This is a genomic window from Microbispora sp. NPDC046973, assembly GCF_040644495.1.
In the GTDB taxonomy this organism is placed as follows: Bacteria; Actinomycetota; Actinomycetes; order Streptosporangiales; family Streptosporangiaceae; genus Microbispora.
This window is the reverse complement of sequence record NZ_JBEYWQ010000045.1, coordinates 13,946-36,510: the sequence shown is the minus strand read 5'-3', so window position 1 is coordinate 36,510 and position 22,565 is coordinate 13,946. Positions and strand designations below refer to the sequence as shown.

Annotated in this window: 13 protein-coding genes; 3 read left to right on the top strand and 10 right to left on the bottom strand. The window is 71.3% G+C overall.

What is annotated here, in order from left to right; all coding sequences use genetic code 11:
* Positions 1-19: 19 nt before the first annotated feature.
* Entirely contained in the window at positions 20-2,764 is a 2,745-nt protein-coding gene (locus tag ABZ860_RS39835; protein ID WP_357230949.1) for a beta-L-arabinofuranosidase domain-containing protein, read from the bottom strand.
* A 571-nt stretch (positions 2,765-3,335) separates the two neighbouring features.
* On the opposite strand from ABZ860_RS39835, the gene ABZ860_RS39830 reads away from it, so the two are divergent.
* Entirely contained in the window at positions 3,336-4,934 is a 1,599-nt protein-coding gene (locus ABZ860_RS39830) for a lectin (RefSeq protein WP_357230946.1), read from the top strand.
* A gap of 181 nt (positions 4,935-5,115) precedes the next feature.
* Positions 5,116-5,787 (top strand): FadR/GntR family transcriptional regulator, encoded by a 672-nt coding sequence (locus ABZ860_RS39825; protein ID WP_357230942.1) that lies wholly within the window; start codon positions 5,116-5,118, stop codon positions 5,785-5,787.
* A gap of 238 nt (positions 5,788-6,025) precedes the next feature.
* On the opposite strand, the gene ABZ860_RS39820 is transcribed toward ABZ860_RS39825, so the two are convergent.
* The 9 genes from ABZ860_RS39820 to ABZ860_RS39780 all read right to left on the bottom strand — a co-directional run bounded on the left by ABZ860_RS39820 (position 6,026) and on the right by ABZ860_RS39780 (position 18,697).
* Positions 6,026-7,504, bottom strand: a complete 1,479-nt coding sequence (locus ABZ860_RS39820; RefSeq protein WP_357230939.1) for a discoidin domain-containing protein — start codon at positions 7,502-7,504, stop codon at positions 6,026-6,028.
* A gap of 7 nt (positions 7,505-7,511) precedes the next feature.
* Positions 7,512-9,038 (bottom strand): ThuA domain-containing protein, encoded by a 1,527-nt coding sequence (locus ABZ860_RS39815; protein WP_357230936.1) that lies wholly within the window; start codon positions 9,036-9,038, stop codon positions 7,512-7,514.
* A 19-nt stretch (positions 9,039-9,057) separates the two neighbouring features.
* Positions 9,058-11,871 (bottom strand): carbohydrate-binding protein, encoded by a 2,814-nt coding sequence (locus ABZ860_RS39810; protein ID WP_357230933.1) that lies wholly within the window; start codon positions 11,869-11,871, stop codon positions 9,058-9,060.
* Positions 11,872-12,077: 206 nt separating this feature from the next.
* Positions 12,078-12,902 carry a carbohydrate ABC transporter permease gene (locus tag ABZ860_RS39805; protein ID WP_357230930.1) on the bottom strand — a complete coding sequence of 275 codons (825 nt, stop codon included), beginning with the start codon at positions 12,900-12,902 and terminating at the stop codon, positions 12,078-12,080.
* The gene (locus ABZ860_RS39800; RefSeq protein ID WP_357230927.1) at positions 12,899-13,858 is read right to left on the bottom strand and encodes a sugar ABC transporter permease; all 960 of its coding nucleotides are present in this window, start codon (positions 13,856-13,858) and stop codon (positions 12,899-12,901) included. The genes ABZ860_RS39805 and ABZ860_RS39800 overlap by 4 nt, the downstream gene beginning before the upstream one ends.
* Entirely contained in the window at positions 13,855-15,246 is a 1,392-nt protein-coding gene (locus ABZ860_RS39795; protein ID WP_357230924.1) for an extracellular solute-binding protein, read from the bottom strand. Before ABZ860_RS39795 ends, ABZ860_RS39800 begins: the two co-directional genes overlap by 4 nt.
* Before the next feature lie 249 nt (positions 15,247-15,495).
* Positions 15,496-16,548 (bottom strand): LacI family DNA-binding transcriptional regulator, encoded by a 1,053-nt coding sequence (locus ABZ860_RS39790; RefSeq protein WP_357230921.1) that lies wholly within the window; start codon positions 16,546-16,548, stop codon positions 15,496-15,498.
* A complete protein-coding gene (locus ABZ860_RS39785; RefSeq protein WP_357230918.1) occupies positions 16,545-17,825 on the bottom strand; it encodes an enolase C-terminal domain-like protein in 1,281 nt (426 codons plus the stop codon). The genes ABZ860_RS39790 and ABZ860_RS39785 overlap by 4 nt, the downstream gene beginning before the upstream one ends.
* Entirely contained in the window at positions 17,822-18,697 is an 876-nt protein-coding gene (locus ABZ860_RS39780; RefSeq protein ID WP_357230915.1) for an NAD(P)-dependent oxidoreductase, read from the bottom strand. The genes ABZ860_RS39785 and ABZ860_RS39780 overlap by 4 nt, the downstream gene beginning before the upstream one ends.
* A gap of 487 nt (positions 18,698-19,184) precedes the next feature.
* Here ABZ860_RS39780 and ABZ860_RS39775 point away from each other — a divergent pair, with 487 nt between their 5' ends.
* Positions 19,185-22,301, top strand: a complete 3,117-nt coding sequence (locus ABZ860_RS39775; protein ID WP_357230912.1) for a hypothetical protein — start codon at positions 19,185-19,187, stop codon at positions 22,299-22,301.
* Positions 22,302-22,565: the final 264 nt, after the last annotated feature.

Below are 22,565 nucleotides of genomic sequence, written 5' to 3'. Positions count from 1 at the left end.
CCGTCCGCTCGCCTCCGGGCTAGAGGAATCGCCACAGGTGGTCGTTCGCTCCGTTGTCGTCGGCGAGCACGACCTGGGCGCCCTGCGCGGTGGAGCCGCCGCTGACGCCGAGGACCCGGCCGCCGTTGGCGCACTGGATGCGGAAGCACCCGTTGGATCCGTACCGCAGCCGCCACCGGTGGTCGGAGGTGCCGTTGTCGGCCCACTGGAGCACGCGGGCGCCCGCGGCCGTGCTCGCGTTCTCGACGCCGAGCACCTTGCCGCTGTTGGAGTTGCGCAGGCGCAGGTAGCCGCCGGAGTCGACGACGGCGGTCCACAGGTGGTCGGCCGTGCCGGTGTCGCCCCATTGGATCACCAGGCCGCCGTCGGCCGTGGACATGTTCTGCACGCCCAGCACCAGCCCGCTGGCCAGGTTCTGGATGCGCCGTGCCCCGTTCGGCACGAACCGCCACTGGTTGTCCGCGCTGCCGTTGTCGGACTCCTGTACGGCCTGCGCTCCGCTCGCGGTCGAGCCGCCCTGGATGGCCAGCAGCTTGCCGCTGTTGACATTGCGGATCTTGTGGGAGCCGTCGCCGGCGTCGACGATCGTCCAGCGGTGGTCGGCGGTGCCGTTGTCGGTCCACTGCAGCACGCGGGCGTTGTCGGAGGTCGACATGTTCTCCACCCCCAGCACCTTGCCGCTGTTGACGTTGCGCAGGCGTACGGCGGTGCCGTCGACGACCATCTCCCAGTCGTGGTCGGCGGTGCCGCTGTCGGTCCACTGCAGGGCGAGACCGCCGTCGGCGGTGGACATGTTCTGGATGCCCAGAACGAGGCCGCTGGCGGCGTTGACCAGACGGTAGCTCGCGGTCCCGCCTCCGCCGCCGCTGCCGCCGGTGTTCCAGTAGACGGTGTAGTTGTACCCGTGGGCGTCGTAGAACGGGCCGAGGTTGACCGACGACCCGTTGGCGGTGGCCGTGAACGCCAGCGTCGTGGTGCCGGTCCGGGTGATCGAGGCGGTGTTCAGCGCGGGCAGCGCCGACAGGGCGGTGTTCCCGTAGTTTCCGGACAGGACGACCGGGCCGTACGTGATCGCCGCGACGTTGGGGTTGTCGTTGGCGGCCTTCATGACCACGCGCATGGGCAGCTGGACCGTGACGGTGTCGCCGGAGGTCCAGGAGCGGGTGAGGGTCGCGTACGCGCCGGGGGTGGTGTCCACGTTCTGCTGCTCGCCGTTGACGCTGATCGTCGCCCCGGTGGCCCAGCCGGGGATGCGCACGCGCATCGACCACGACCCGGCGGCGTTGCCCGTGACCTGCAGCGTGACCGTGTCGCTCGCGGGATAGGACGTCGTCTGGGTGACCGTGATCCCCCGCTGGGTCCAGTCCAGCACCGACGGCGTGAACAGGTTCACGATCAGGGTGGTGCCGTTGTAGAAGTAGACGGAGTCCATCAGCGCCGTGTTGACCTCCACACCCGTGCCCTGGCAGCACCAGAAGGAGTTGTAGTCGGTGCTGTAGGTGCCGCCGCCCCACGCCGGGCCCACGCCGCGGCGGCCACCCGGTTTGAGCGGCGTGAAGTAGGTGACGTGGCCGTGGCCGTCGGACGGGTTCTGCGCGCCGATGACGTGGTTGAACAGCGCCTGCTCGTAGAAGTCGAAGTACGCCGCCCGGTTCGGGTCGAGCAGCCACAGCTCGCGGGTCAGCTTCAGCATGTTGTAGCTGTTGCAGTGCTCGCAGGTGTCGTTGGTGAGATACCCGGCGATGGCGTTGGGGGCCCGGAAGTGCTCGGCCTGGCTGTTGCCGCCGATCACGTAGGTGTGCGCGCCGACGGTGATGTTCCAGGCGTTGGCGGCGATGTCCCGGTAGCGGGTCGTGCCCGTCGCCTTGTACTCGCGGGCCGCGCCGATCCACTTGGGCACCTGGGTGTTGGCGTGCAGACCGTTGAGCTGGTCCTGGTTCGCGGCGAGGGGGTTGAACACGGCCGCGTGGTCGAACCGCTGGGCCGCGGTCAGCCAGCGCCCGTCGCCGGTCTGCTGGTAGAGGTCGGTCAGCACGGCGTTCATGCCGCCGAACTCGGTGCCCAGCATGGCCTGCATCTGGCTGCTGCTCAGCCGGCCGGTCCGCCAGTCCACCCAGCCGGCCAGCGCCAGGAGCACGTCACGCGCCTGCGTGTTGCCAAGGAGACGCCACACGTCCAGCAGCCCGGCCATCGTCTTGTGCACGCAGTAGTACGGCACGTTGCCGTTGCTCAGCGTGCGGGCCTCCAGGGCGGTGAAGTCGGACTCGGGGAAACCGGACAGGTAACCGGCGTTGAATCCGGCGGCGCCGTTGTTGGCCTGGCACTTGGCCAGCTCCGCCACCATGTGGTTCGCCTTGTCCCGGCACGTGGTGTCGCCGAGCACGGCATAGGCCTGCGCCCACGCGGTCAGGAAGTGCCCCTGCACGTGGGTGCGGAAGGGGAAGCTGGGGGCGTCCCACCCTCCGTTCGAGGCGGCGCCGTTGGTGGACAGCCGGTGATTGGCCCGGAAGTTGTACAGCAACCGGTCGGCGTCGACGAACCGCAGATACGACAGCGTCCGGTTCTGGTTGTCCAGCCAGCGGCCCCCCGTCAGCCGCACCTGCCCGAGCTCGAAGGCGTACGCCGACACGCCGATGTCGGCCCGGGCCGGCGCGACCGCGGCTCCGGCCGCCCGTGCGCCGGCGACCTGCCCGACGGCGGAGGCCACGGCGGCGGCCCCGGCGGCCTGGAGCAGCCGGCGCCGGCTGAAGGATGAGGGCGACACGTGGCCTCCTGAACAGTCCCTTTGTTAGCGTTAACAATTTGCCTTGCTCGCCACCCGGCATCGGATGACGTCGAACGAGGCGCGGGACACCCGCGGAATCGACGGCGCGGCCCTGGCGTGGGAGCGTGCGGTGGGCGGCGAGACCGCCGCCCACCACCGCTCCGACAGGAGACCACCCGGGCTCAGTGTGGAAACCGCCCCCGAAATGTGTCAAGACCGGGTCGGAAAGTTTCGCGCAATCATTTGCCGACGCAGTCCTCCTGCCTGGGGCGATGAGGAATGCCGCCGCGGCAACGTTCCAGAGATGCCCCGGCGGTGGCGAGTTCGGCTGAAACTTTCAACGGAGCGCGCGCCCCGGATCGATGACCGCGCCCGGTAGGGGCAGGCGGCGCGGCGTACGCCGGAGCACGGGCGGTGGAGCCCTCTTGACGGGACCGGCGGGGTCGTATTTGCTCCGCCGCACACCACCAACCCATCCGACGTGAGGGCCGAACCGGCGCGAAATGTTATCGGTAACAGGCCCTGAACCGCTCCCGCGGGCGACGGGCGGGGCCATGGATAAGGGAGTCAGATGCACAAGATCGTTCGATGGACGCTGGCGGCGGTGCTGGCCGCCGGGTCCCTGGTCGCGGCCGGCGGCATGACGTCGCCGGCCGCCGCGCTGGACAACGGGCTCGCCCGTACGCCCCAGATGGGGTGGAACGACTGGAACAGTTTCGGCTGCAACGTCAACGAGAACCTCGTGCGGCAGACCGCCGACGTCATGGTCTCCAGCGGCATGGCGGCGGCGGGCTACACCTACGTCAACATCGACGACTGCTGGTCGACCAAGAGCCGCAACGCCAACGGCGACCTGGTGGCGGACCCGCAGAAGTTCCCTAGCGGGATCAAGGCCCTGGCCGACTACGTCCACTCCAAGGGGCTGAAGCTCGGCATCTACTCCTCGGCGGGCACCACGACCTGTGCGGGCTATCCGGCCAGCCTGGGTTACGAGCGGCGCGACGCCGCCCTGTGGGCCTCCTGGGGGATCGACTACCTGAAGTACGACAACTGCGGCGACCACCAGGGCAAGAACGGGCAGCAGCGATACACGGCGATGCGTGACGCGCTCGCCGCCACGGGGCGTCCGATCCTGTTCAGCCTGTGCAACTGGGGTCAGGAGAGCGTCTGGACCTGGGGCATGGCGACCGGCAACTCCTGGCGGACCACGGGCGACATCCAGGCGAACTGGAACTCGGTCATGGGCATCCTGGACCAGCAGGTCGGGCTTGAGGCGTACTCGGGGCCGGGCGGCTGGAACGACCCCGACATGCTGGAGGTGGGCAACGGCTCGCTGACGGCGACCGAGGCCCGGGCGCACTTCAGCCTCTGGTCGCTGCTGAACGCGCCGCTCATCGCGGGCAACGACATCCGGTCGATGAGCGCCGAGACCCGCACGATCCTCACCAACACCGAGGTCATCGCCGTCGACCAGGACTGGGGCGGCAGGCAGGGCCACAAGATCAGCGACAACGGGAACCTCGAGGTGTGGCGCAAGCCGATGGCGAACGGCTCGGTCGCCGTCGTCCTGCTCAACCGGGGCAGCGGCACGGCGACGGTGTCCACCACCGCCTCCGCCCTCGGCCTCGGCGCCGCGGCCTCCTACTCTGTACGCGACCTGTGGGCGCACACCACCGGCTCCTCGTCCGGGACGATCAGCGCGTCGGTGCCCGCGCACGGTGCCGCCATGTACGTCGTGAGCGGAGGAGGCCTGGTCACGCCGTCTCCCACGCCCACTCCCACCGGCACGGGCGCGATCAAGGGTGTGGGTTCGGGCCGGTGCCTCGACGTCGCCGGCGGCTCCCAGACCAACGGCGCCCAGGCGCAGATCTGGGACTGCAACGGCCAGGCCAACCAGCAGTGGACCCCGACCGCCTCGGGTGAGCTGAGGGTCTACGGCAACAAGTGCCTGGACGTGAACGGCGGCGCCACGGCCGACGGCACCAGCGTGATCATCTGGGACTGCAACGGCCAGAACAACCAGAAGTGGCGCCTCAACTCCGACGGGAGCATCACCGCCGTCGGCGCGAACAAGTGCCTGGACGTGTACAACGCGGGCACCGCCAACGGCACCAAGGTCATCATCTGGACCTGCAACGGCCAGAACAACCAGCGCTGGACCCGCGTCTGATCACCGCATACCGTCGCCCGGGGCGCCCTCACCACGAGGGCGCCCCGTTGTGCGCGCAGGCCTCAGCGCAGGAGGGCGTCCGCGCAGGCAGGTCCGGCGCGGACGCGACCTCCACTCCTTTACACTGTTAGACATCCGATGTATGCGGCCTCGTTCGCGAGGAAACAGTGGAGGAGGCTCCGTGGCGGTCACGGACGCGGCGATCGACAAGATCAAGCAGATGATCACGTCGGGCGAGCTCGCTCCGGGTGACCGGCTGCCGAAGGAAGCCGATCTGGCCGAACGGCTCGGCCTGTCCCGCAACTCCCTGCGGGAGGCCGTCCGCGCCCTCGCCCTGATCAACGTGCTCGACGTACGGCAGGGCGACGGCACCTACGTCACCAGCCTGCAGCCCCACCTGCTCCTGGAGGCGATGTCGTTCGTGGTGGACTTCCACCGCGACGACACCGTGCTGCAGTTCCTGGAGGTGCGGCGGGTCCTGGAGCCCGCCGCCACCGCGATGGCCGCGATGAACATGCCGGACGAGGACGTCAAGGAGCTCCGCGCCATCCTCGACGCGCTGCCCGGCGACCCCAGCGTGGAGGAGCTGGTCGCCAACGACCTTCGGTTCCACCGGCACATCGCGGCGGGGTCCGGCAACCCGGTGCTGTGCTCGCTGATCGACAGCCTCTCGGGGCCGACGACCCGGGCCCGGGTGTGGCGCGGCCTCACCCAGGAGGGAGCGCTCGACGACACCCGGGAGCAGCACGTCATGATCTGCGACGCGATCGCGGCCCGGAGGCCCGAGGTCGCCAGGGCATGGGCCACGGTTCACGTGGCGGGCGTCGAGGAGTGGCTCCGCCGCACGCTCTGAGCCGGTGCGGGCCCGGCCGGCACTCGGGCCGGGCGGCGCGGAGGGCGGCGTCGGGCTGAACGGCCGATGCGGCAGGACCACTCAGCCGCAGGACCACTGTGATCGGAGGAATCTGTGGCTCACTCCCCGTCACGACTCCCAGCCGCCCTCCCGGCCGCACGGGCGGCCGCCGAACCCGCCCGGCAGGCGGGCGCACCCGACGACCGCCCCGGAGCCTGTTCCGCGCGCCGGCCTTCCGTCAGCGGCCGTACACCTCCAGTTCGTACACCCGGGCGGCCCGGTCGCCGTCGCCGGTCGGGGTCAGGACGTCGAGCCGGACGTACCGCGCCGTCACCGGCGTGATCGGGTGGGTGGTCACGTCGGCGGTGTTGCCACGGACCGACGCCACGGTCGTCCAGATGGTGCCGTCGGTGCTCGTCCGCAGGTCGAAGTCGCGGGTGTTCCAGCTCGCCTTCTCCCCGCCCGCGCCGGCGTGCCGGACGACGAGGCGGCCCACGGTCACGGCGGAGCCCAGGTCGACGCGCAGCCACTTGGCGGCGCCGAGCGAGCACCACTTGTCGCCGATGCCGCCGGTCCAGCTTCCGTTGACCGCCTTCGCGGGGCCCTCGGACGGCGCGCAGGCGCTGTCCGCCGTGGCGGGCCGGTCGAGCGCGAGGTCGGCCGGCGACCCGGCCCGCCGGTTCTCGAACTCCGTCGTCCAGTGCTTGGTCCTGTCGAGGTAGGCCGTCTCGGCCGCCGCGCCGCTCCTGCCGTACGCGCCCTCGTAGGTCTGGTAGCCGTATCCGGCCGGCGGCGTGCCGGACGCCGGCTCGATCACGCTGCCCTCGTGCCACTCGTTGAACGAGGTGATGGAGACCCACGTGGGCAGCCCGCCCGTCGCGGGATCGAGCGCGTTCGCCCATTCCTTGTCGTACGTCGCGCCGTTCGCCCGGCCGAGCGTGGGCGTGGTGTTGCCGGGCACGGCCCGGTCGTCGACGTACCCGGGGCCGATCGACGGCGCCCAGACAAGCCCGTGCTGCTTGGCGTAGTCGGAGGCGTTCTTCCAACCGGGGGCCGTGGCTCCCGCGATGGCGTCGTAGGTGTACATGCCGGAGAAGTGGGCGATCTTCGTGGTGTCGGTGGTCTGCGCCAGCACGATGTTGTCCCGGTTCACCTGGTCGAGCGCGGACCAGTCGGCGACGCGCAGGCTCTCGAAGACGTAGAACGCCGGCCGGTTCCCCTGGTCGGCGGCCCGGTAGAAGGCCGGGTGGCCGCCGTACGTGGCGTCGATGTAGCGGATGTCGGCGACGGTCGATTCCGCGGTGCGGCCCTCGTACGGCTCCAGATGCCAGGCCACCTTGAGCCCCTGCGCCTGGGCGGCGTCGAGGACCCGCCTGACCAGGCTGTCCTCGTAGCTGCCCCTCCCCCACCAGCTGTAGACCAGCACGCCCACGCCCGCCTGCCGGATCCATTTCATGTGCTGGGCGACCGCCCCCGCGACGTCTCCCGAGTCGTACGCGCCGAGCGCGGGGTACAGGTCGGAGCCGATGTCGGCGGGCGGGGTGTGGCCGCCTTGCTGCCAGTGCCGCCAGCTTCCGTTCCCGGAGGGCGAGCCGTACCAGGGGTAGTAGAAGATGTGGGTGTTCGCCGACAGGTCGGGGGCCGCCGCCTGGGCGGGCGCGAGAGGCAGGCCCAGCAGGCCGCCGGCGAGCAGGAGCGCAAGGACGATGTGTCTCATCACGCCGTCACCTCGTGACCGTGAAGGAGTCGAGGTCGAACAGGTAGTCGCCGCCGCTTCCCGTGAAGACGAGGTACAGCGGGCCGGAGGCCGAGCCGGTCAGCGTCGCCGAGACCGTCCGGAAGGTGTCCCAGCTCCCGGTCACCGGCACGTTCACCGACCCCAGCAGCGTCCCCGTCGCCGAACCCGAACGGACCTGGATCGTCCCGCCGGAGCCCGCCGAGGACACCCGGGCGCCGAACGACTTCAGGCCCGAGGTGCTCACGCCCGCGTACGCGGCCCAGTCGCCGTTGTTGACGTACCCCACCGTCTTGCCGCCGCTCGCCCCGGCGTGGTCGGCCGGCTGGACGCCGGACTGCGCGGTGTACGCCTCTCCTTCGACCGTCGTCGTGGGCGACTTGGTGAGCGAGAACGTGTCCACGTCGAACAGGGCCCCGGATCCGCCGGTGAAGACCAGGTACAGCGGCCCGGAGGCCGATCCGGTCAGCGCGGTCGAGACCGTCGTGAAGGTGTCCCAGCTGCCGGTCACCGGGACGGTGACCGAGCCGAGCAGGGTGCCGGTCTGAGAGCCGGACCGGACCTGGATGGTGCCGCCCGCTCCCGCGGAGGAGACCCGGGCGGTGAACCCCGTCGCGCCCGCCGTGCTGACCGAGGCGTACCCGGCCCAGTCGCCGTTGTCGATGAACCCGACGGTCGTGCCGCCGCTGGCGGTCCCGTGGGAGGTGGGCTGGATGCCCGACTGTGAGGTGTACGACTCCGCTTCGATCGTCCCGCCGCCGCCTCCGGGGGGAGCGCAGTCGGCCTGCACCGCTCCGGCCGCGTACGTGATGCCGCCGAGCAGCAGGCGGCGGAAGTTCGGCTCCGCGTAGGACTCGGCGGTGTGGCCGAGACCGGTGTAGAACGCGCGGCCGGACGCCTGCGGGTGGCACCAGGTGATCGGGTGGTCGCCCATGGTGCCGCCGCTGTAGCTGGACTCGTCAAGGCTCTGCAGCACGTGCACGTCGGGCCGTGGGTTCGTGCGGTAGTTGTACCACTCGTCGGTCCGCGTCCACGTCGCCGGCAGGCCGGAGGTCGCGGGATGCGCGGTGTCCTCGGTCTTGACGTTCGCCTGCTGGATGGAGGGGTGGCTGGCGAACCAGGCGCCCGCCAACTGACCGTAGTAGGGCCAGTCGTACTCGGTGTCGGCGGCGGCGTGCACGCCCACGTAGCCGCCCCCGCCGTCGACGTACGACTGGAAGGCGGCCTGCTGGGCGGCGTCGAGCACGTCGCCGGTGGTGCTGAGGAACACCACGGCCCTGTACTGCGCGAGATTGCTCGAGGTGAACGCGCCGGCGTCCTCGGTCGCGTTCACCTCGAAGTCGCCTGCGGCGCCCAGGTCCCGGATGGCCTGGACGCCCGCGGGGATGGAGTCGTGCCGGAACCCGGCCGTCTTGGAGAAGACGAGCACCTTGAAGGCGGCGGCCTCGGCGGGCACGGCGGGGATGAGGGCGGCGGTGGTCAGCACCGCCGCGGCGAGTATCAGACGTCGCAGCATGGGGGGTCCTTCCGCCGGGTCACTTGGTGATCGTGAAGGTGTCGATGTCGAACAGGTCGCCGCCGCTTCCCGTGAAGACGAGGTACAGCGGGCCGGAGGCCGAGCCGGTCAGCGTCGCCGAGACCGTCTGGAAGGTGTCCCAGCTCCCGGTGACCGGCACGGTGACCGAGCCGAGCAGGGTGCCTGTCGGGGAGCCGGACCGGATCTGGATGGTGCCCCCCGCTCCGGCGGAGGACACCCGGGCGCTGAACGACTTCAGGCCCGAGGTGCTCACCCCCGAGTACGCGGCCCAGTCGCCGTTGTTGATGTAGCCCACCGTCTTGCCGCCGCTCGCCCCGGCGTGGTCGGCCGGCTGGACGCCCGACTGCGCGGTGTACGCCTCGCCCTCGACCGTCTGGCTGGTGGAGGTGGAGGCGTCGAAGGTGAAGGCGTCCAGGTCGAGCAGGTTGCCCTGGCCGGTCACCCCGCGGAAGACGAGGTACAGCGTGGTCGAGCCGGTGGGCGCGCCGCTCAGGGTGGCCGTCGCGTCCACGAAGGTGTCCCAGCCTCCGGTGTTCGGCACGGTCACGCTGCCGAGCAGCGTGCCGGTCGCCGAGCCGGCCCGCACCTCGATCCGGCCGCCGGGGCCGCCGGACGACACCCGGGCGGTGATCCTCGTCGCGTTGCCCAGCGCGTACGGCTGGAAGGAGATCCAGTCGCCGTCGTCGGTGAAGCCGACGGTCTTGCCGCCCTCGGCGCCGCCGTGGTCGGCGGTCTGGACGCCCTGCTGGGCGCCGAAGTGCTCGGCCTGCCGGTGGCGCGGCTGCAGGACGCGCTTGCTGTGTGCGGTGAGCCCGGCGGAGTCGGTGTAGCTCGCGTCGAAGACGCCGTAGATGTTGGCCGCGGCGTCGTGCTCGCCGTCCGTCGGCACCCGGATGCTCCCCGAGCAGCCGGTCGTGGAGGTGATCTGGTGCTCGTGGCTGTCGTGCCCGAGCAGGTAGGTCACGGTGACCTTGGAACAGGCGATCGTGCCGTCCTCGGGGTCGCTCACCTGCACCTGGAACGGCACGGTGTCGCCGAACGCGAACAGTTGCCCGTCGGCGGGGGTGGTCAGCGACACGGTCGGCGCGGTGTTGCCGGCGGTGATCAGCACGTCGGCCGTACCGGTCAGGCCCTGTGGGTCCCTGACGGTCAGCGTCGCCGTGTAGGTGCCCTTGGTGGTGTACGTGTGCGCCGGATTGGCCTCGGTCGAGGTGCCGCCGTCCCCGAAGGCCCACGAGTAGGTGAGCGCGCCGCCCTCCGGGTCGGAGCTGCCGGCCGAGGAGAAGGCGACCGCCAGCGGCGTCGGCCCTGAGGTCTTGTTCGCCGACGCCTTGGCGACCGGGTTGCGGTTGCTCCCGCCGATGTACTCGATGCGGTAGAGCGCCTGGTTGTTGCTCCCGGTGCCGTAGTCGAGCACGTAGAGGGCGCCGTCGGGGCCGAAGGCCATGTCCATGACCTGCGTGCCGGTCCAGGGGAAGGCGGAGATCTCCCCGGGCGAGCCGTCGCTCTTCACCTCGATCGCCTTGATCCACCGCCTGCCGTACTCGCCCGCGAAGAAGCGGCCGTTCAGGGAGGAGGGGAACTTGACGCTGGAGTTGAGGCCGGCGTCGTAGCGGTAGACCGGGCCGCCCATCGGCGACTCCGACCCGCTGCCGAACTCCGGCGGCGAGCCGGCGTCGCCGCCGTACCTGATCCAGCTCGGCTTGGCCGGGGGGAGCTTGGTGAGACCGGTGTTGCGGAAGGAGTCGTTGGTGGGGCCGCCGGCGCAGTCGTACTTGGCGCCGGAGGGGCCGCTCGGGAAGGTGTACTCGTTGTAGGTCTCGGCGGTGGTGTTGGTCCCCGTGCAGTACGGCCAGCCGTAGTTGCCCGGCCCGGTGATCCGGTCGAACTCCACCTGCCCGCCCGGCCCGCGGTTGGGGTCGCTCACTCCCGCGTCCGGCCCGTAGTCGCCCAGGTAGACGATGCCGGTGGCCTTGTCGACGGACATCCGGAAGGGGTTGCGGAAGCCCATCGCGTAGATCTCGGGCCGCGTCTTCGCGGTGCCGGGCGGGAAGAGGTTGCCGCTGGGGATCGTGTAGGTGCCGTCGGGCTGCGGCTTGATGCGCAGGACCTTGCCGCGCAGGTCGTTGGTGTTGCCCGACGAGCGCTGCGCGTCGAACTGCGGGTTGCGGTCGGTGCGCTCGTCGAGCGGGGAGTAGGCGTTCGACTCGAAGGGGTTGGTGTCGTCGCCGGTGGTCAGGTAGAGGTTGCCGGCCGCGTCGAAGTCGATGTCGCCGCCGACGTGGCAGCACTGCCCGCGGTCGTTGGGGACGGTGAGGACGACCTTCTCGCTGGCCATGTCGAGCGTGTCGTCCGCCTTCAGGGTGAACCGCGACAGGTGCAGCTCGCCCTTCCACTGGTCGAACTGCGCCTGGGTGCCGTTCGTCGGCGCGTCGCCGTCCGGGGTGGTGAGCCGGGGCGAGTAGTACAGCCAGATGTAGCGGTTGGCGGCGAAGCCCGGGTCGGCCGCCACGCCCTGCAGGCCCTCCTCGTCGTGGGTGTAGACGTTGAGCTTGCCCGCCACCTTGGTGGTGCCGTTCGCGTCGGTCACGCGCACCGTGCCGTCGCGGGCCGTGTGCACGACCGACCGGTTCGGGAGGACCGCCAGCGACATGGCCTCGCCGAGCTCCGCTCCCCCGGCCGCGAGGGCGACCTGCTGGTAGTCGGAGGCCGGGATGGTCAGCGCGTTCGCCGCGGGAGCGGTCAACGCGACGGCTCCCGGGATGATGAGCGCCAGCGTGGCCAGTGTCGTCAGCCACGGACGTCGGGACATGGGACTCTTCCTTCCTGACCTGAAGACTCATGTCAGGCAAGGCGCGCGCCGCCGCGCTGTTGCCCTTGTGCCGGGTGAAGGGGTGCCGCCCCTGATTCCTTCCTCCACCGCTCTGTCCGCTTCTTGCGGAGAACTGTAGAGAAATTTACCGATTTCTAACACAGGTGGTATCCGTCTGTCACCCCCTCGCGTCGAGCATCCGGCGGTCAGCCCTTGAGCGCGCCCATGAGGCCGTTGACGAAGTAGCGCTGCAGGAACAGGAACAGCGCGACGACGGGCAGAACGATGATCAGGGACGCCGCCATCACCTCGTTGTAGCGGGGCACGTCGCTCGATATCAGCGACTCCAGCCCGATGGGCAGGGTGTAGCGGGAGGGGTCGGACAGCGACACGCGCGACAGCAGGTACTCGTTCCACGTCGGCACGGCCGTGAGCACGGCGACCGTGACGTGCGCCGGCCTGGCGAGGGGCAGGTAGACGGACAGGTAGATGCGCAGGTCGCCCGCCCCGTCGCAGCGCGCGGCGTCGCGCAGCTCCCCCGGCACGGCGCGGAAGGAGTTGGTCAGCAGCAACACCGTGAGCGGCGCCGTGCCGTTGACGAACGGCAGGACCAGCCCGAGGTGCGTGCCGAGGATGCCGAGGTGCTTCTCGAGCACGACCACCGGCAGCAGCATCGTGATCCCGGGGACGAACAGCAGCGAGACGAACATCCAGAACAGCGCCCGACGTCCCGGGAAGTCGAGCACGGCGAAGGCGTAGGACGCCAGGCTGTAGACCACGAGCACGCCCGCGACCGTCAGCCCGGTGACCTTCAGACTGTTGAGGAAGTAGTCGAAGAAATGCAGCCGGCTCCAGGTGGACGTCAAGGTGGCGAAGGTCGGGGCCTCGGGGATCAGCCCGCCGCCACGCAGGATCTCCAGCCGATCCTTGAGGGCACCCGACACCATCCACAGGAACGGGTAGAGGCTGACCAGGGCGTAGCCGGCCAGCCCGGCGTACGCCAGGAGCCGGGCTGTGCGGGAGCCGCTCATCGCACCGCCCTCAGCAGCCGCGCGTTCACGAGCGTCAGCAGCAGCGCCGCCGCGAACAGCAGCCAGCCGAGCGCACTGGCCAGTCCCAGCGTCTGGGCCAGGCCCTTGAAGAACGACAGCCGGTAGGCCATCAGCCCGAGGACGTCGGTGTGCCCGCCCGGCCCGCCGCGCGTCATGACCAGGAAGATCTGGAAGCCGTGCAGCGCGTCGCGGATGCCGAGCAGCACGATCGCGGCCGTGATCGGCCGCAGCAGCGGCCAGGTCACGTGGCGCAGCACATGACGCGGCGCGGCCCCGTCGAGTTGCGCCGCCTCGGGGAGGTTCGGGTCGATCGCCTGCAGGCCGCTCAGGTAGAGCAGGGTCGCGACCGGCACGCTCGACCAGACGAGAACGACGACCAGGGTCGGCAGCGCGGTCGAGGGGTTGCCGAGGAAGCCCTGCGGCTGCGCGAGCGATCCCAGGCCGGTGGCCCGCAGCAGGAGGTTCACCGCCCCGTCGGGCTCAAGGACGTAGCGCCAGGCGAAGTAGACGGCGATGCCCGCGGTCACGTACGGCAGGAAGTAGACCGAGCGGAGCACGGCGCGCAGGCGCCCCACGGAGTTCAGCGCGACCGCCAGCGGCAGCGCGATCGCGACCGTCAGCAGGGGCACGGCCACCATGACCTGCAGCGTGTGTCCGGCGGCCCGGCGCAGCTCGGCCGCGAGAACGGGGTCGGCGTAGAGCAGGTCGAGATAGTTCCGTGCACCGACCCAGATCCAGCGGGGGGTGAAGCCGTTCCACTTGGCGAAGCTCAGCGCGAGCCCGCTCGCGATGGTGTAGACCCCCATCAGCAGGAACAGCGCGACGGCGGGCAGGACGAAGGCGACGCCCGTGAGCCGGGACGACCACCGGCGGGCGCCGCCGGACGCGCGCGCCGCGGTCTTGCGGGTGCGCTCCCTCAATGTGAGGGCGCTCATCCGGTGGCCTTCCACATCGAGGCCATGGCCCTGTCGAGCTCGGCCCCCGCCTGCCCGGGCGTCAGCTCCCCGAGCGGGCTCAGCCGCACCATGACGTCCCCCGGCTTGACCTGGTCGTAGTCGGACGGCTGGAAGCTCACGTCCGCTGCGTCGTACGCGCCGGCCGGCGGCCCGCTGAAGAACTCCTGCATGGCCGCGAGGTCGGGGCCGACCAGCGACTCGGCCCGCGCCCCGAGGTCGGTGGCGGGCAGGTCGAGGGACTTCCTGGCGACCGCGCCGGCGCCGGCCGGCGAGGTGAGCCAGTCGATCCATCGGACGGCGGCCGCGCGGTTCTTCGCGGTCGCCGTCAGGCCGAGCCCGGTCAGCGCGAGCGGCGACATGGAGATCTCCTTGTTCGCCCCCTCGGCCGGCGGCGGGACGGGGAAGGTGAGCAGCTCGGCCGGGGACACGCCGTTCTGCGCGAGGAACGCCAGGGTGAAGGTCCCGCCGACGTCGAAGGCGGCCTTGCCCTGGGCGAAGGCGATGTCGGCCTCGTCGATGCCGAGGGTGGTCGCGCCGGGCATCCAATACGGCGTCAGCCTGCGGTAGAGCTCCAGCGTCTCGACCCCTTCCGGCGAGGCGAAGCCCTGGGGCGCGCCCTTGGCCCACAACGCGTGGAACCGGTCCCTGCCGAGGTAGGAGTGCGCGAGCGGCTGGTAGATCCAGTTGAAGCCGGTCTGGCTGACCTTCAGGCCGAGGGCCAGGCCGCCCTGCCGCGGATCGCGGGCCGTGGTGGCCTTCAGCGCGCCGAGGAAGTCCTCCCAGGTCTTCGGGGGCGTGCCGGGGTCGAGCCCGGCCGCCTTGAGCTTGTCCTTGTGGGCGTAGACGATGCCGAAGGCGCCGGCCGTGAACGGCACGCTGAACCGCTGCCCGGCGGTGGCGTTCTTGAAGGGGGAGTCGGCGGCCGCCTGGTCGATGCGCTGCCGGGTCAGCACGCCGCTCTCCCGGGTGGTCGGCAGGAGCCGCTGCTTCCATGCGTCGGTGACGTCGTCCCGGATGTCCTGCAGCAGGCCGGAAGCGCCCATCTCGAGGTCTTCGCCGCCGGAATGCACCTCGAGCACGTCGGGCAGCCCGCCCGTCTGCGCGGCGCTCTGCACCTTGCTCACGAAGACGTCGTCGGGGGTCACGGCCTCGACCTTGACGGCGATCCCGGTCTCCTTGGTGAACTGCGCGGCCGCCGCCGTCAGGGCCTCCGCGTGGGATTTCTTGAACATCCACATCGTCAGCGCCCGGCCACCTCCCGGGGCCGGCTCGCCGGTGTCGCCCGCACAGCCCGCCGCGGCGACCGCCGCCGCGAGCACGAGCGCGGGTGCGAGCAGGCGGCGGAGCCGCCCGCGTGCCACATCCATGGATCTTCCTCTCTCCGTCGGCCTGTCCGTCCCCGCCCGGGCCCGCCGCCCGGCCGCCCGGTGCCGCTTCCGGGCCGGCGGACGAGGCTCCCCGCGATCCGCGGGGCCGGTGTCCGGGTGGGCGACGTCGTCTCCGGGTGCCGCCGGAGGTGCACGTCACGCCTGGTTCTCGTCGTCGAGAGCGTCGTGCAAATCGTTAAGACTGATCCCGAAAGTCGCACGGGACCATCCGGGTGTCAAGGGGGCGGGTCAGGCGGATCCGCGCCGCACGAGGCGGGCGGGGATGACCACCTCCGCGGACGGCCCGGCGCCGCCCGACAGCCGGTCGAGCAGCCGCCGCGCGCACGCCCGGCCGATCTCCCTGGCGGGGTTGGCCATGGTCGTGAGACCGGGCACGACCATGGCGGCCGCCTCGATGTCGTCGAACCCCATGACGGCGAGGTCCTGCGGGACGCGCAGGCCGCGAGCGCGGGCGGTGTCCAGCGCGCCGATGGCCATGATGTCGTTGGCGCACAGCACGGCGTCCGGCGGGTCCGGCAGATCGAGCAGCGCGGCGGCGCCCCGGGCGCCGCCCGCGCGGTCGAAGTCGGTGTGCACGATCAGGCGCGGGTCGGGGGGCGTCCCGGCCGCCGCGAGAGCGGCCCGGTAGCCGGCGACGCGCTCGGCGGCCGGCCCCTCGGCCGGGGGGCCGCTGACGAAGCCGATCCGCCGGTATCCCCACTCCAGGAGGTGACGGGCCGCCTCGCCCGCCGCGCCCTCGTCGTCGCTGCGCACGACGTCGACGCCGTGCTGCGCGAGCCTGCCGCCGAGCCGCACGACGGGGATGCCGGCCTCGATGGCGGGTGCCAGATCCTCGGCGTGGGTGTGGAACACGGCGAACGCCAGCCCGTCGACCTGCCGGGCGATCATCCGCTCGATCGCGGCCCGCTCCCTGCGCCGGTCGCCGTCGGTGTTGCTGATGATCTGCTCGTAGCCCGCGGCGCCGAGCACGTCCTGCATGCCGCGGGCGAGCGCCGGATAGAAGGGGTTGGTGATGTCGGGGATGGCCAGCCCGATCGTCTGGCTCCTGCTGGTGCGCAGGCCGCGGGCGAGCGCGTTCGGCCGGTAGCCGAGCTGCTCGATCGCTTCGAGCACCCTGCGCCGGGTGTCCTCGGCGACCGGGCGGCGGCCGTTGAGCGTGTGGGAGACCGTCGTCGCGCTCACCCCGGCGAGCCGCGCCACGCCCCGGATGCTCGGCCGCTGCCCCCTCGCCGCCGCAGAGCCGGGGGCGGGCTCGGCGGGGGTCTCCCCTGTGGGGGTCACGGGGCCTCGATCCCGCCGTCCGGCCGCCTCACCCGCGCCGCCCAGCGCTCGTGCAGGTGGGTGAGCGGGGGATGCCGGGCGGCCGCGGCCTCGTCGACGTCGATGCCCCATCCGGGTCGCTCGCTGGGGTAGAGGTAGCCGTTCACCGGGCTGATGGTCCCGGGGAAGACCTCGTGGACCGCCTCGGGGTAGACGTGCCCCTCCTGGATCTGGAAAGCCGGGGATGTGACGTCGAGAGCCACGTTGGCCGCCGCGCCGATCGGCGACACGTCCGCGGGCGCGTGCCAGGCCGTGCCCACCCCGGTCAGCTCGCACAACGCCACCAGCTTGCGCGCCGGGGTGAGGCCGCCGACCGCGGAGACGTGCAGGCGCAGCAGGTCGACCCCGCCGTCCCTGACCAGGCGGGCCGCGTCGGCGACCGATGCGACCTGCTCCCCCGCCGCGATCGGCATCGGCGCCGCCTCGCGCACCTCCGGCAGCCGGTCGTACAGCTCGGGCGGGATCGGATCCTCCAGGAAGAACAGGCGGTACGGCTCGAGCGCCCGCGCCAGCGCCACGGCCTGCTTGACGGTGAGCCGGGAGTGCACGTCGTGCATCAGGCCGGGATCCTCCCCCAGCTCGGCCCGGGCCCGTTCGAACAGCTTCGGGGTCTCCCGCAGGTAGCGCTGCACGTCCCAGCCGTCGGGGTACGGCGAGGCGGGGTAGCCGCCCGGAGATCCGGGCGCGCCGTAGTTCCCGAGCCCGGGCGCCCCCGTCTGCAGCCGGACGTGACGGTAGCCGTCCGCCAGGATCGCGGCCGCGTGCTCGATCGTCTCCTCCACGCTCGCCCCGCCCGCGTGCAGGTAGGTGTCGGCCGCCGCGCGCACCCTGCCGCCCAGCAGCTCGTACACCGGCATGCCGGCCCGCTTGCCGGCGATGTCCCACAGCGCCTGATTCACCCCTGACAACGCGCTGTTGAGCACCGGCCCGCCGCGCCAGTAGGAGGACAGGTGGACCATCCGGGTGATGTCCTCGATGTCGGCGGGATGCCTGCCGGTCAGCATCGGCCCGACGTGCCGGTCCACCGCGGCCGCCACGGCGTGGAAGCGCTGGGTGAAGGTGGCGCAGCCCAGGCCGTACAGGCCGGGGTCGCTGGTGTCGACGCGGACGACGACCAGCGGCACCCCTTCGGGGGCCGTCACGATCGACCGGACCGCGGTGATCCGCAGGCCGTCGCGGGCCGGCCAGGGAGCCTGCGTCTCCCGCATGACCGCCGCGCCGTCGACGGGGCGGGTCACGACGCCTCCCCTGCCGGAACGGGCTCGTACAGGTGCTCGGCGGTGAAGCCGAGCAGGGTCTCGGCCGCCGTCAGGTCCACCGGCGCGGTCCTGCCGGGCAGCGGGGCGCGTCGTTCCGCGGCCGGGTGGAAGCGGGCGAGCAGGTCCTCCGTCCGCTGCGGGGCGAGCGTCACGGGGGCGGTCACGAAGACGACCCGGAAACCCTCGACCGGCCGGACCAGCGACAGCCAAGCGGCCCGTGCCGCGTCGCGGGTGTCCAGGTAGGTCCACAGCTCGCTCGCGCCGCGCCCCGGGTCCTCGGCGTATCCGGCCGCCCTCTCGTCCAGCTTGTCCCCGGGGCCGCCGAGCAGCGGATAGCGCAGCGCGACGACCGTCATGCCGTGGCGGCGGGCCATCATGGCGGCGGTCGTCTCGTCCACCTGTTTCGACAGCCCGTACGGATCCTCCACCTGCAGCGGCAGGGCCTCGTCCACCGGCACGTACGCAGGGTGGAGCGGCCGCGCCGCCCACGGCAGGCCGAGGGCGCTGAAGCTGCTCGCGACGACGGCCCGGCGGACGCCGGTCGCGCCCGCCTCCTCCAGCACGACGAACGTCGCCCCCACGTTGCCCAGGAACACCTCCTCGGGGGTGCCGAGGGTGGGTGCGGGGATCGCCGCGAGGTGGATCACGGCGTCGACGCCGTCGAGCGCCTCGCGCACCGCCTCCGGGTCGTCGGCGCGCCCGGCGACGACGCGATCCGCCCTCAGGTCGCCGGGATCGCGCAGGTCCAGTGCGCTGGCCGGCACGCCCTCCCGGGCGAGCAGGTCGAGCGTCGCACGGCCCACCCGCCCGGCGGCGCCCGTCACCAGGACCCGGCGCGGCAGCTCCGCCATGTGCCCCCCACTTCTGTCCGTTGACCCGCAAAACGTTTTGTGTACGGTGAGAGCAGCATGCGTGCGCCCGGCGACGGGAGTCAAGGCGAGATTCGCCGACGGTCGATCGCCGCTTACATCCGACCTCTCTTTCTCCTCTTTGTGAACGATCACAATTAATCGGGGCATTACAAACCCTTGACGGATGGAAACATCCGATGTTAACTGCGGCTGACAGTTCGGAGACTGCGGTTGTGCGCCACCTCGTGCCGGAGGCGGGGCATGCAGCCCCGGGCTGTGACACACGGGGAGAGGCCCGCGCGGCGTCCATCCGGTCGCCGACAGCCGGCACGGCGCCGCGCGGCCTCTCCACCCCGCGATCCCCCGTCCTCACCCACTGCCGCACCGACTCCCCGTCTCCCGCCGGATCGCGGGAGGCGGATCCGCCACGCCGCGACGCGTCCACCCGTCAGGGGGCGGCCACCACCACGAAAGGGTGAGCCATGTGATGAGGCTCCTGCGGCTCCTGCCGCTGCCCGCGCTCCTCGCGGGGCTGCTGACCGGCGGGGTCGCCGCCCCGGCGCGCGCCTCGGCCGCCGACGCCGCCTTCGATCAGGCGAGCGGCACGCTGAACGTCGACTACGCGAGCTACCTGTCCAAGCACGACGTCGTCTACAACCGGCCCAACACCAACCCCCTGTACGGCCTGACCGTGGGCAACGGCCGCACCGGCGCCATGGTGTGGAGCCAGAACGGGCTGACGATGCAGACGTCCGGTGCCGACCTGTCCGAGCAGTCCGCGTACGCCGCCGGGCTGGTGAACCTGGCGACCACCCCGGCGATAGACTCGGGCTACTCCACTTACCAGCAGCGGCTGTCCCTCTATGACGGCACTCTGGTCACGAAGTACGACGACAACCGGACCGTCACCGTCATGGGGTCGCCGAACTCCGAGGTGATGGGGATCCACGTGGACGACGCACGCGGCGGCGTGTCCGGTGTGGCCCTCACGCTGAGTATGTGGGACCCCGCCACCGTCACCAACAGCGGCGACGTGCCCGATCTGAACACATGGAAGACGATATCCACGTTCGCGGACGCCGGCATGGTCGGGCTGAGCCGGGGGCAGTCCGATCCGAACGGCTTCGGCTACACGCTGGCCGCCACCGTCGAGGGCGCGAGCTTCTCCACCCAGGTGGTCGACGCGCGGACGGTCCGGCTGACCGTCACGCCGGCCTCCAGCTACACGATCTGGTTCACCGCGGCGAGCCGGATCAACGCCCCCGGCCGCGACTCCGTCGCCCAGGCCCGCACCCAGCTGAGCTCGGTCAAGTCGGCCGGGTACGCCACCACGTTCACCGGCTACAAGAACTGGTGGCACGCGTTCTGGGCCAGGTCGTTCGTGCAGTACTCCGGCCTGGGCGGCGACGCCGACTACCTGGAGAACCTGTACTACCTGTCCACCTACATGATCGCGGCCGGCGGCCACGGAAACTACCCCTTCCACTTCATCAACGGCGTCTTCCGCGCGACGCGGGACGAGACGAAGTGGAGCAACGCGTACTGGTACTGGAACCAGCGCGACGTCTACCTGTCCTTCCTCGCCTCCAACCACACCGACCTCGTCGACCGGCACGACAACCTGTACAGCCGGAACTACGCCGCCCTGAAGGCGTACACCCAGACGAGGTACGGCGTGGACGGCCTGTGGGTGCCCGAGACCATGGGCTGGGACGGCAACGCGCGCGGCACGGTCGGCAGCGACTACACCAAGAACATCCTGTCCACCGGCTACGAGGCCGCCTACAGCATGTACATGCGGTACCGCTACACCGACGACGCGGACTACCTGCGGAACGTGGCCTACCCCTTCATGCGGGAGACCGCGAAGTTCTACTCGGCCATGCTGTCCCGTGACGCGGCCACCGGCACCTACTTCATGGCGAACTCCAACTCGCACGAGACGTACTGGAACGTGCGCAACGCGATCACCGACCTGGCGGCCGTGCGCAGCCTGTTCCCGCTGGCGATACGGGTGAGCGCGCAGCTCGGGACCGACGCCGGCCTGCGGTCGACGTGGCAGGACGTGCTCGACCACCTGACGCCGTACGCCGTCTCCAACGGCGCCTACCAGCCGCACCAGCCGCCCGTCTCCCAGACCCGCAACAACGAGAACGTGGCGGCCGAGCTGATCTGGCCGTACGAGGTGACCGGCATCGGCTCCCCCGACTACCAGACGGCCCTGAACACCTGGAACCAGCGGCCCTTCCCCTACGGCAACGTGTGGTCCAACGACGCCGTGCAGGCCGCCCGGCTGGGCCTCGGAGACCAGGCCTACCAGGGCATGAAGACCATGCTGCAGAAGTACCAGAACTACCCGAACGGCATGACGAACAACACCAACGGCGTCTTCGAGTACCTGGGGGTACACCTGACGGCGCTGAACGAGTCGCTCATGCAGAGCTACAACGACAGGATCCGGGTGTTCCCGGCCGTGCCCGGCGACGCGTCGTTCGCCGGGAAGTTCACGCTTCTCGCCAAAGACGGCTTCCTCGTCAGCTCCGAGCGGGAGGCCGGCGAGGTCAAGTACGTCGGTCTGAAGAGCCTGTACGGCAAGCAGGCCACGGTCGTGAACCCGTGGAACGGCCAGCAGGCGCGGGTCCGGCGGGTGTCCGACGGCGCGATCCTGACCACGGGCTCCGGCGCCGAGATCACGTTCGCGACGGCCGCAGGCGCGGTCTACGTGGTCGAGCGCACGGCCAAACCGCTGAACGCGTACGCGCAGGCCCGGTTGACCGGCACGGCGAACGGGGGCGTGAAGGCCCTGAGCGGCACCGCGTCCGCCCTGGGTCTGGGGGCCACGCAGAGCGGGCTGGTGAACGACACCGAGCTCACGTACGACGCGAACTGGCACCACACGACGTCCCGCGGCTACGGCGACTACAACGACGACACCCACCACACGACTACGGCGGGGGCGACCGCGCGATACACCTTCACCGGCACCGGCGTCGACTACCTGTCCGAGCGCAACGGCGACATGGGCAACGTGGACGTCTACATCGACGACGTCTTCCAGGCCAACGTCAACCTGTACGCGCCGGGGGCGCGGCAGGCCCAGCAGGTCGTCTACAGCAAGACCGGCCTGGCGAACGGACAGCACACCATCAAGATCGTCAACAGGACCACCTCGGTCGGCATGGTGGACGCCCTCCGGATCCGCACGCAGCAGGGCGGCTCCCCTGCCGTCAGCCTGCGCTCCCGGGCCAACAACCTGTACGTCACCGCCGCCGCGTCGCCGCTGATCGCGAGCAGGTCCGGCGTCGGTGTGAACGAGCAGTTCGACCGGATCGACCTCGGCGGCGGCGACATCGCGCTGCGCGCCCGGTCGAACGGCAAGTACGTGACGGCCGAGAGCGCCGGGGCACAGCCCCTGATCGCCGACCGCGACGCGATCGGCCCCTGGGAGACCTTCCGGCAGGTCGCGAACCCGGACGGCACGATCAGCCTCCGGGCGCAGGCGAACGGCAGGTACGTGTGCGCCGAGAGCGGGGGCGCCCAGCCCCTGATCGCCAACCGCGACGCGATCGGCCCCTGGGAGTCGTTCGATCTCGTGTCCACCTGACGCCCTCGTGGGCCCGACGCGGAAGCGGGACCTCCGTGCCCCTCCCGCGCCGGGCCGCCGCCGGGCCGCCGGGGGGCCGCCGGGGGGACGGCGCGGACGGCGCGGACCGGCCTGGGCACCGCCCGGTCTCGACCCAGGAAACCCGTGTCCTCGTGAAACTTCCATCCTCACGTGATGGGGTGTGGCTGCTCAACGCGTGGCCGCGGTGCTCCCGCCGACCGCGTTCTTGTTCCCCGCCCGGGTCTTGGCCAGCGTGATGGCCTG